General features: G+C 62.5%; 9 protein-coding genes. All 9 read left to right on the top strand.

Annotated elements, in window-relative coordinates:
• Nucleotides 1–779: phosphate acetyltransferase (gene pta, locus Q8O35_RS13785; protein ID WP_305574315.1), on the top strand; the 779-nt coding region annotated here is incomplete at its 5' end.
• A complete protein-coding gene (locus Q8O35_RS13780) occupies nt 779–1,990 on the top strand; it encodes an acetate kinase (protein WP_305574313.1) in 1,212 nt (403 codons plus the stop codon). The genes pta and Q8O35_RS13780, both read left to right, overlap by 1 nt.
• Before the next feature lie 75 nt (nt 1,991–2,065).
• Nucleotides 2,066–3,727 carry an L-lactate permease gene (locus tag Q8O35_RS13775; RefSeq protein ID WP_371133138.1) on the top strand — a complete coding sequence of 554 codons (1,662 nt, stop codon included), beginning with the start codon at nt 2,066–2,068 and terminating at the stop codon, nt 3,725–3,727.
• A 160-nt stretch (nt 3,728–3,887) separates the two neighbouring features.
• Nucleotides 3,888–4,514 (top strand): lactate utilization protein, encoded by a 627-nt coding sequence (locus Q8O35_RS13770; RefSeq protein ID WP_305574311.1) that lies wholly within the window; start codon nt 3,888–3,890, stop codon nt 4,512–4,514.
• A 3-nt stretch (nt 4,515–4,517) separates the two neighbouring features.
• Entirely contained in the window at nt 4,518–6,668 is a 2,151-nt protein-coding gene (gene ldhH / locus Q8O35_RS13765) for an L-lactate dehydrogenase (quinone) large subunit LdhH (protein ID WP_305574309.1), read from the top strand.
• A gap of 29 nt (nt 6,669–6,697) precedes the next feature.
• Nucleotides 6,698–7,714: an alpha-hydroxy-acid oxidizing protein gene (locus tag Q8O35_RS13760; RefSeq protein ID WP_305574307.1), complete on the top strand. Its 1,017-nt coding sequence runs from the start codon at nt 6,698–6,700 to the stop codon at nt 7,712–7,714.
• 233 nt (nt 7,715–7,947) lie between these two features.
• Entirely contained in the window at nt 7,948–8,250 is a 303-nt protein-coding gene (locus tag Q8O35_RS13755; protein WP_305574305.1) for a Dabb family protein, read from the top strand.
• Between the two features lie 145 nt (nt 8,251–8,395).
• Complete coding sequence (locus tag Q8O35_RS13750) at nt 8,396–9,565, top strand: diguanylate cyclase (protein ID WP_305574303.1); 1,170 nt, start codon at nt 8,396–8,398, stop codon at nt 9,563–9,565.
• Nucleotides 9,566–9,720: 155 nt separating this feature from the next.
• Nucleotides 9,721–10,164, top strand: coding sequence for a preQ(1) synthase (gene queF / locus Q8O35_RS13745; protein ID WP_305574301.1), 444 nt, complete (start codon nt 9,721–9,723; stop codon nt 10,162–10,164).
• Nucleotides 10,165–10,536: the final 372 nt, after the last annotated feature.

Here is a 10,536-nt window from a genome sequence, read left to right as displayed (position 1 = left end):
TCAAGTCCCCGAACTACGAGGACTATGTGCAGACCTACTATGAGCTGCGCAAGCACAAGGGCATCCGCGAGGAGGACGCCCGGGACCGCATGCTCGACCCGACCTTCTACAGCACCATGATGGTCCACAAGGGCCACGCCGACGGCATGGTCTCCGGGTCCATCACCACCACCCAGCAGACCATCCGCCCGGCCTTTGAGATCATCAAGACCAAGCCCGGCTCGAGCATCGTCTCCAGCGTCTTCTTCATGTGCCTGAAGGACCGCGTGCTGGTCTACGGCGACTGCGCCGTGAACCCGAACCCCACGGCCGAGGAGCTGGCCGAGATCGCGCTCTCCAGCGCCGAGACCGCGCAGCTCTTCGGCATCGAGCCCAGGATCGCCATGCTCTCCTACTCCACCGGCGACTCGGGCAAGGGCGAAGACGTGGAGAGGGTCATCCAGGCCACGAAGATCGCCCATGAGCGCGCCCCGCACCTGCTGCTGGAAGGTCCGCTGCAATACGACGCCGCCGTGGACATCGAGGTGGCCCACACCAAGATGCCGGAGAGCAAGGTGGCCGGCCGGGCCACGGTGTTCATCTTCCCGGACCTGAACACCGGCAACAACACCTACAAGGCCGTGCAGCGCTCCGCCCAGGCCGTGGCTATCGGCCCGGTGCTTCAGGGCTTGAACAAGCCTGTCAACGACCTCTCCCGCGGGTGCACCATCCCCGACATCGTCAACACCGTGGCCATCACGGCCATTCAAGCCCAGGCCGTGAAGGGCCAGGGGGAATAATGAACGTACTGGTCATCAACTCCGGCAGCTCGTCCATCAAGTACCAGCTGCTCGACATGCGCACGGAGACAGTCATGTGCTCCGGCGCGGTGGAGCGCATTGGCGAGGCCGTGGGCAGCGTAACGCACAAGATCGCCCCAGGCGGCGACACGGAAGACTGGATCAGCCTTACCCAGCCCATCGCCGACCACGAAGAGGGCATGCATCTGGTCATCGGGCTCATCACCGACGCCAAGCGCGGCGTGGTCAAGAGCCTGGACGAGATTGAGGCCATCGGCCACCGCATCGTTCAGGGCGGCGACATCTTCCACGCCTCCTGCCGGGTGGACGACCGCGTTGTGGACGAGCTGACCAAGCTCATCCCCCTTGGCCCGGTGCACAATCCCGGCCATCTGGCGGGCATCCGCGTATCGCGCCAGCTGTTTCCCCAGGTGCCGCAAGTAACCGTGTTCGACACCGTTTTCCACCAGACCATGCCGCCGCGCGCCTACATGTACGCCCTGCCGTACGAACTCTACGAAGAACTCAAGGTGCGCCGCTACGGCTTCCACGGCACCTCTCACGCCTATGTCACCAAGGAGGCCGCGCGCTTCCTCGGCAAGCCGGTGGAGGAGGTCAACCTCATCACTGTGCACCTGGGCAACGGCAGCAGCATGTGCGCTGTGCAGAACGGCAAAAGCGTGGACACCTCCATGGGCCTCACTCCCCTTGAGGGGCTCATCATGGGCACCCGCTGCGGCGACGCGGATTTGGCCATCTATCCGCTGCTTGGTGCGGAGAAGGGGCTCTCCATCAGCGAGATCAACGACCTGACCAACAAGCAAAGCGGATTCAAGGGCATTTGCGGCAAGAACGACATGCGCGACATCCACGAGGCCGTGGCTCAGGGCGACTCCCGGGCCCGGCTGGCGCTCGACATGTTCGGCTACCGCAACCGCAAGTACATAGGTTCTTACCTGGCCGTGCTTGGCCGGGTGGATGCAATAGTGTTCACCGCTGGCATTGGGGAGAACGACCCCGTTGCCCGCGAACTTACCTGCCGGGGACTTGAACACCTCGGCATCAAGCTCGACCATGACCGCAACCTTGCCCCGGCACGTGGCGCGCGCGACATCGCCGCTTCGGACTCGGCGGTGCGCGTGCTGGTGATCCCCACCAACGAGGAGTTGGAGATCGCCAGGCAGACGGTTGCGGTTTTGAAACCGAGCTGAATTTAGGGCGCAGTTCCCGTGCGGATGGTTGTCCGGCGCGGGGAGCATCGGCACACACACCGCAAGGAGGAGTTTATGGAACCAACCGTGGCTGAAGTCGTAACCTGGACACAAAAGTACATGCCTTTCGGGGACAGTTATCTGGCCCCGGCGCTCGTGGCGGCCATCCCGCTCATCATCTTGTTCGTCATGCTTGCGGTGATGCGCAAACCCGGCCACAAGGCCGCATTCGTGGCCACCAGCGCGGCTGTTCTGCTGTCCATCTTCGTGTGGGGAATGCCCGCCGGCCTGGCCCTTTCCGCCACTGCCTACGGCGCGGCCTACGGCCTGTTCCCCATTGTCTGGATCGTCATAACGGCCATCTGGATCTACAACATGACCGTTGAGTCCGGCGAATTCGAGATCATCAAGAATTCACTGGCAAGCATCACTGAGGATCGCCGACTTCAGGCTATCTTCATCGCCTTCGCCTTCGGTTCGTTCATCGAAGGCACAGCAGGCTTCGGCACCCCCGTGGCCATCACCGCCGCCATGCTGGTGGGCCTGGGCTTTAACCCGCTGTACGCTGCGGGCATCTGCCTCATCGCCAACACCGCTCCCGTGGCCTTCGGCGCCATCGGCATCCCCATTGTTGTCGCCGCGCAGGTTACGGACATCGACATGATGCGCATCAGCGCCATCTGCGGCCGTCAGCTGCCTTTCCTCTCCCTCATCGTGCCCTTCTGGCTCGCCGTCACTATGAGCGGCTGGAAACGCGCCTTTGAAGTCCTCCCGGCCTGCCTTGTGGCTGGCGTTTGCTTCGCCTCCACCCAGTTCGTCATGTCCAACTATCACGGCCCCTACCTGCCGGACATCGCCTCCGCCATCACGACCATCCTTGGCCTGTTCCTGTTCCTCAAGGTGTGGAAGCCCAAGAACGTGTGGCACTTCCCCGACGAGCCCGCCAGCGCCTGCGCCGTGACCAAGTGCAATTACACCGCCGGGCAGGTCATCCGCGCCTGGGGCCCGTACATCATCCTGGCCGTCATGGTCCTCCTGTGGGGGCTTGAGCCTGTGAAGAAGGTTTTGGACGCCATCACCCCGTTCAAGGTTGAATGGCCCGGCCTGCACAAGCTGGTCATCAAGACCCTTCCCGTTGTGGCCAAGGACGCTCCTTACGCCGCCATCTTCAAGTTGAATCTGCTGTCCTCTGCAGGCACGGCGATTTTGCTTTCCGGTCTCTTGTCCGTGCTCATCATCCCCAATTACGGTTTCGGCAAGGCCATCGCCTGCCTGGGCCGCACCGTGCACCAGTTGCGCTTCCCCATCGTGACCATCGCCATGATTCTTGGCCTGGCCATCATCATGAACTACTCCGGCATGAGCTCCACCCTGGGCTTGGCCTTCACGGCGACGGGCGCCTGGTTCCCGTTCTTCGCGCCCATTCTGGGCTGGCTCGGCGTGTTCTTGACCGGCTCCGACACTTCTGCCAACGCGCTCTTCGGTTCGCTGCAGAAGACCACCGCCCAGCAGATCGGCGTGGATCCGGCCCTGTGCGTGGCCGCCAACTCCTCGGGCGGCGTCACCGGCAAGATGATCTCCCCGCAGAGCATCTCCGTGGCTACTGCGGCCTCGAACCTGGTTGGCAAGGAAGGCGACATCTTCCGCTTCACCCTGAAGCACTCCATCGCCATGGTGCTGTTCATCAGCGTGCTCACCATGCTTCAGGCCTACCCCCTGAAGTGGATGCTGCCGTAGCTTGATTGACTGAATGCGGAGCCGGATCCTTGCGTGGGGTCCGGCTCCGCACAATTTTCCGCCCGCATGACTTTCCCGGCTAAGGCAGCGTTTCGCGCCTGGGCCAAGCATCTCGCCAGCGCTTTGCAAGCGCCGCAATCTGTAGAGACTGGAGGACGCCATGAGCGATTCTAAACGGCTGGTGGACCTGTTTACTGTAAAGGCCGGCCTCGTCTCGGCCATAGTCGCGCCGGTGAAGAGCCTGGACGAAGCCCTGGCATACACCGTTGACATTTGCGAGAAGAAGGACGCCTGCCAGATTCTCATGTCCGGGTGCGAGTCCGATCTTTCCACTGGCGCAGGCGCCCTGTGCGACGAGAAGCCGAGCAAGGTCATGGTGGCGCCTGGCCTGCCGGGGGAAACCTTTGCGGCCTTGAAGGCCCTGTGCGCCGACCGCGGCATCCACTGCCTGGATTCGGGCATGCGCAAGCACCTTGGCGGCATCGACATCGGCTTCACCATCGCCGATGCGGGCATTGCCGAGACAGGCACTTTGGTGCTTGATTCCAGGAGCGAGGAACTGCGCCTTGCCACCATGCTTTGCGAGGTTCACGTATGTGTGCTGCGCACCAGCACCCTGCGCGAGACCAGCTTTGACGCCGAGGAGCTTGTGCGCGCCTACTGCAAGGACGGCCCGGCCTACTTGGCCTTCGTCACCGGCGCATCCCGCACCGCAGACATTGAGCGCGTGCTGGCCATCGGCGTGCACGGACCGCTCGAACTGCACATCCTGCTTCTGGAGGACTAGGCCATGCAGAACGCACGCGACTTGAAACAGTACAAGGGCGAGCTCACCGGAGCGCTGAATAATGAATTTTTGCGCACCGCCATGGACAATTTCGCCATGGCCTACCGCGTTTCCCGCGCTAATGCCTTTAAGGGCATGGACCTGGACGGCCTTATCGCTGACATCGCCAAGGGCAAGGACTACGCCATGGCCCACATGGAGGAGCTGCTTGAGCAGTTCACCCGCAACGCCAAGGCACTCGGCGTCACTGTCCATGTGGCCAAGACCGCGCATGAGGCCAATGAGATCATCGGCCGCATCGCCCAGAAGGCCAACGTCAAACGCATCGTCAAATCCAAGTCCATGACTGCGGAGGAGACGCTCCTGAACCACCACCTGGAGGATCTGGGCCTGGAGGTGACGGAGACGGACCTTGGCGAGTGGATCATCCAGTTGCGGCACGAAGGCCCCACCCACATGGTCATGCCCGCCATCCATCTCTCGCGCGACCAGGTGGCCGACCTCTTCAGCGAAGTAACCGGCGCGAAGCAGAGCAACGACATTCAGAAGCTCGTCAAGGTGGCCCGGCGCGAACTGCGGCGCAAGTATGTCGAGGCCGACATGGGCATCTCCGGCGGCAACTTCGCCATCGCCGAAACCGGAACCATCGCCTTGTGCACCAACGAGGGCAACGCCCGCCTGGTGACGACTCTTCCGCGCGTGCATGTGGCCCTCGTGGGCCTCGACAAGCTCACCCCGAGCATCAACGACGCCCTTCGGGTCATCCGCGCCTTGCCCAGAAACGCCACGGGCCAGGCCATCACCTCCTATGTGTCCTGGATCACCGGGCCGGGCGAATGCCAGAGCAGCGCCAACGGCAAAAAGGAAATGCACGTGGTGTTTCTGGACAACGGACGCCGCGCCATCGCCAAAGACCCCTTGTTCTCCTCGGTGCTCCGGTGCATCCGTTGCGGCGCGTGTGCCAACGTGTGTCCGGTGTACCGTCTGGTTGGCGGGCATCAGTTGGGCCACATCTACATCGGGGCCATCGGCCTCATTTTGACCTACTTCTATCATGGCCGCGAAAAGGCCAAGAACCTTGTGCAGAACTGCATCAACTGCGGCGCCTGCAAGGCCGTGTGCGCGGGCGGCATCGACCTGCCCCGGCTCATCAAGGAAGTCCACGCCCGCATCCAGGACGAAGAGGGCCACCCGCTTCAGAGCCAGCTGCTGGCCAAGGTGCTCAAGAGCCGCAAGCTGTTCCACGCGCTCCTGCGCTCGGCCAAGGCCGTGCAGCGGCCCGTCACCGGCGGCACGCCCTACTTGCGCCACCTGCCCATGATATTCGCCAAGGACCAGGGATTCCGCGCGCTGCCCGCCATTGCCGAGACTCCCTTCCGCGACCGCTTCGAGGCCATCAAGCCACGTGTTTCAAAGCCCAAGCTTCGCGTGGCGCTGTTCAGCGGCTGCGTGCAGGACTTCGTCTACCCGGAGCAGGCCGAGGCGGCTGTGAAGATTCTGGCCAGGCACAACGTGGCCGTTGAGTACCCCATGGACCAGTCCTGCTGCGGCCTGCCCGTGCAGATGATGGGCGAGCGCGAGAGCAGCCGCTCCGTGGCTGCGCAGAACGTTGCCGCCTTTGACCCGGCTTCCTGCGACTACATCCTGACCCTGTGCGCCTCTTGCGCCTCGCACCTGAAGCACGGCTACCCGGACATCCTGGCCGGTGATTCCAGGCTTGAGGTGAAGGTGCGCCAGTTCGCGGATCGCGTCATCGACTTCAGCTCCTTTGTGCATGACGTTCTGAAGGTGAAGCCCGAGGAATTCAAGAAGGACGGCAAGAAGACGACCTATCACTCGCCCTGCCACCTTTGCCGGGGTCTGAACGTCACCGAGGCGCCGCGCGCGCTTATGACCATCGGCGGGCTGGAGTACCTGCCTGCGGATGAGGAGGACGTGTGCTGCGGTTTTGGTGGAACCTACTCCATGAAGTTCCCCGAACTCTCTGCGGAGCTGCTGAAGAAAAAGCTTGCGAACGCGGAGAAGACCGGGGCAGAATTGCTGCTTACAGACTGTCCGGGCTGCATCATGCAGCTGCGCGGCGGGCTTGAGGCCAAGGGCAGCGCCATGCAGGTGCGCCATATGGCCGAGGCTCTGGCCGAGCGCCTCAAATAGCAGTCCGGAAAATCCAGGAGGATGGCAGCATGAAGGAAGTGCGCAAACACGCCCGCGAGCTCATGGAGGGCTACTGCAAGGTCTGCCCGGTTTGCAACGGCAAGGCCTGCGCGGGCGAGGTGCCCGGCATGGGCGGCCTGGGCACCGGGTCTTCGTTCATGAACAACGTCGCGGCACTTTCGAACCTGCGGTTCAACATGCGCCTGGTTCACGGGGCGGATCAGCCAGACACCTCAACAGAGGTGCTGGGCCTCAAGCTGGCCATGCCCGTCATCGCCGCGCCCATCGGCGGCGTGAGCTTCAACATGGGCGGCAAGATCAACGAGTCGGACTATGTTGAGGCCGTGCTTGGCGGCTGCGTTGACCGGGGAATCGTTGGCTCCAGCGGCGACGGCGTGCCCCCGTTCATTCACGAGAGCGGATTTGCGGCCATCCAGGCCCTTGGCGGCGCGGGCATCCCGTTCATCAAGCCCTGGGAAGACAAGGAACTGTTTGAGAAGCTCGACCGCGCCGTGGCCACCGGAGCCACCGTGGTGGGCATGGACATAGACGCGGCGGGCCTGGTCACCCTGCGCCTCATGGGCCGCCCGGTAGGCCCAAAGCCCCTTGAAAAGCTCAAGGACATCATCGCCCATGTGCAGGCGAAGTTCGTCATCAAGGGCATCATGACCCCGGACGACGCCAAGCGCGCCGTGGACGCCGGGGCGGCGGGCATAGTGGTTTCGAACCATGGCGGGCGCGTGCTTGACCATGCGCCGGGCACAGCCGAGGCGCTGCCCCTGATCGCCCGTGCGGTGAAGGGCCAGATCGCCATAGTTGTCGACGGCGGCGTTCGCTCCGGCGGCGATGTGCTCAAGATGCTTGCCCTGGGGGCCGATGCCGTGATGGTTGGCCGCCCCGTGGCCATTGCCGCCATGGGCGGCCTGCGGGAAGGCGTTGCCAAATACCTGGACCAGATGCGCAGCGAACTCGTTCAGGCCATGATTCTCACTGGCTGCGCCAGCGTGTCTGATGTGGATGGCCGTGTTCTGTTCCAAAGCGCATAAGGGGGAGGGACATGGCGGTAGCAATGATTGCACGGGGCGCTGTCAGCCCCGTGTTGTGTGCTGACCCCGTGCCTCCCGGTCTGTTCCGGCCTTTCGTTTTGTCGATGTTTCATATGGGGCTGCCGCAGTTTGTGGCGGCCCTTTTGTTTAGCGCGCACATCCACCGATCTTGAAGGACCGATTTTTTGATGCAGGTCAGTTGAAGGAATCGAACACACAAGGAGAACGGCTCAATGATCAAGCACATCGTCATGTGGACCCTGAAGGATACCGCCGAAGGCACCGACAGAGTGACCAATGCGCGCAAGATGAAGGAGATGCTGGAGGCCCTGGCCGGACTCATTCCAAGCTTGAAGAAGATCGAGGTGGGCATCGAAGTGTTTGCGGCCGCCCCGGTTTGCGACGTGATCCTTTACTCCGAGTTCGCCACCCGCGCGGACCTGGACGCCTATCAGGTGCATCCTGAACATCTAAAGGTTGTGGCCTTTGTGAAGCAGGTGGTGGCCTCGCGCAGCGTGGTGGACTACGAGGTCTAATGGCGGGCCGGAGTTGTTTTGCAAGAGGCCCGGCATCCGGGCCTCTTGTTTTTCTTGCAAAGAAAGCGGGAGAAACATAGGATCGATATTCTGTATCTAGGATCATAAAACCCGATGCGTCGCGGTTGGGGCATGCGAGGATATAATGGGGCAAGAGAGCATGGTTTGTGAGGTTCCAGAAGTCCATGAGCTGCTTATGCAGGTGGGCCTCAAGGCTGAGGATCTGGCCCATGGCGTCATCGAGGGCGACCAGGGATACGCTGACGCTTTGCACCTGCTCACGAGGATGCATTTCACCCCTGAGGACGCGCGGTGCTTCTGGGGCGAGATCCTGCGTCACCACCAGGGGCTGAACTTGGCCCTTGGCCGCGACGTGGGCATCCGCGTGGCCGTGTGCGACTATTTCATGAATCTGCACCCCAAAATGCGCGATCCGGTCATCGTGGAAGTTCAGGTGCTGTTGCAGAAAGAGCAGGGTGCGCTTCTGGATGAGCTCACCGGCCTGTATAATCGCCGCTACTTCAACGACGCCATCAGCCGCGAGGTGGAGCGCTTCAAGCGTTTTGGTCAGCGCTTTTCGCTTATCATGCTTGACGTGGACCACTTCAAGCGCTTCAACGACAACTACGGCCACCTGGCGGGCGACGACGCCCTGAAAAACGTGGCCTCGGTGTTGCAGAACACGGCCAGAAGTTTCGATCATGTGGTGCGCTATGGCGGCGAGGAGTTTGCGCTCATCCTGCCGCATACGGACTGCGAACAGGCCATCGCCGCTGCTGAGCGCATGCGTTTGGCGGTGGCGGGCAACCCCGTCAAGGTCAATGGCCAGGAAGTTGTCGTCACAGTGAGCCTGGGCGCGGCCACCTTCCCCGAAGACGCCATCAACGCCCGCGATCTGGTGGGACGCGCTGATGAGGCCTTGTATGAGGCCAAACGCACGCGCAACACTTCCAGTTCCTTCTCTGAAAGAAGCCGCCGCTTCCCGCGTGCGCCCATCAACCTTATGGTGTTGTTCACCAGTCATGACGGCTCGGCTATGAGCGAGCCGGTGAAGGTGTCGGCCCTGAACGTAAGCTTCGGCGGTATGCTCTGCCTTTCGCCAACGCCCATTCTGCCTGGCACAAAGGTTGAGGTGGCGTTGGACGTGGAGGCTCCGAATCAGCGCGGCCTGCGCGTGAGCGCGCGGGTGGTGCGCCTGGAGCGTGAGAGCGAGGAGGGCGGCTTCGGCATCGCCCTGGCCTTTGATTTGAGCACCCTGAAAGAGCGCCGCGATCTTGTGAGGCTGGTGGAGTTGAACGAAAACAGGCCTGTGTAGGTCCCTGCGCGAGTCGAACGCCATCAGCTGTGCCAATAGGGGTTGAAAACCCTTGGCCTTGGGCGCGCTCTGGGGTATTCGGCAATTGCGAAACACGGTCGCCTTGGCCCTGCCTGCGGCGGCTTCGCGCACATCCCCTATTTCAGGAGCAGCACATGACCAACGACGACACCTCCGGCCTTAAGCACCTCGGCTCTGGCAAGACCAGCTACGCCTTCCAGGAACCCGTTGCGGCCATTCTGGAGGCGTTCCCCAACAAGTACCCGGATCGCGACTACCAGATCCGCTTTGAGCATCCGGAGTTCACCAGCCTGTGCCCGAAAACCGGCCAGCCGGATTTCGCCACCATCGAGATCACCTACATTCCGGACCAGCTGTGCATCGAGACCAAGTCCCTGAAGCTCTATTTCACAGCCTACCGCAATCATGGCTCGTTCATGGAGACCATCACCAACAAGATTCTGGACGACATGGTCAGTGTGTGTCAGCCCCGCATGATGCAGGTGGTGGCGCTGTTCAACCCGCGTGGCGGCACCAGCCTCACCGTAACTGCCGAGTACTACAAAGACAACTCCGCGCCCATAGAGACGCAGTTCTAGAGAAGAGGGAATAACCTCCGGTGGCCAGGGGGCATGCGCCCCCTGGACCCGCATGGCGAAGAGGCCGGTTCCGCGCTTGCGCGGAACCGGCCTCTTCGCGGTGGTGGGGCGGGGACTTGTCGTTTGCCTTGGTTGCCTAGCCCCTTCGCGCTGGCTTTCGGCTCAGGCGGCTTCGCGCCTGGGCTGAAAGCCAGCGCCATAGGGAGTCCAGAGGGCGCATGCCCTCTGGCGGGGTTCAAGGGGCAGCGCCCCTTGATTCTCTTTTCTTGTCCTACTCGGTTTCCAAGAACAGTTCGAACCCTGCCGAGCGCAGTTCACAGGCCGGACAGACGCCGCAGCCGTGCCCCCAGGGGTGTCGGTGGCCGCGCTCGC

Source organism: Humidesulfovibrio sp. (assembly GCF_030689645.1).
Classification (GTDB): Bacteria; Desulfobacterota; Desulfovibrionia; order Desulfovibrionales; family Desulfovibrionaceae; genus Humidesulfovibrio.
The sequence above is the reverse complement of the archived record's forward strand: the minus strand, read 5'-3'. Positions and strand labels throughout refer to the sequence as shown.

Excerpts from the sequence above, each read along its gene's own strand:
- Q8O35_RS13780 (WP_305574313.1), top strand. The coding sequence starts at position 779 with ATGAACGTACTGGTCATCAACTCCGGCAGCTCGTCCATCAAGTACCAG.
- Q8O35_RS13775 (WP_371133138.1), top strand. The coding sequence starts at position 2,066 with ATGGAACCAACCGTGGCTGAAGTCGTAACCTGGACACAAAAGTACATG.
- Q8O35_RS13770 (WP_305574311.1), top strand. The coding sequence starts at position 3,888 with ATGAGCGATTCTAAACGGCTGGTGGACCTGTTTACTGTAAAGGCCGGC.
- ldhH (WP_305574309.1), top strand. The coding sequence starts at position 4,518 with ATGCAGAACGCACGCGACTTGAAACAGTACAAGGGCGAGCTCACCGGA.
- Q8O35_RS13760 (WP_305574307.1), top strand. The coding sequence starts at position 6,698 with ATGAAGGAAGTGCGCAAACACGCCCGCGAGCTCATGGAGGGCTACTGC.
- Q8O35_RS13755 (WP_305574305.1), top strand. The coding sequence starts at position 7,948 with ATGATCAAGCACATCGTCATGTGGACCCTGAAGGATACCGCCGAAGGC.
- Q8O35_RS13750 (WP_305574303.1), top strand. The coding sequence starts at position 8,396 with ATGGGGCAAGAGAGCATGGTTTGTGAGGTTCCAGAAGTCCATGAGCTG.
- queF (WP_305574301.1), top strand. The coding sequence starts at position 9,721 with ATGACCAACGACGACACCTCCGGCCTTAAGCACCTCGGCTCTGGCAAG.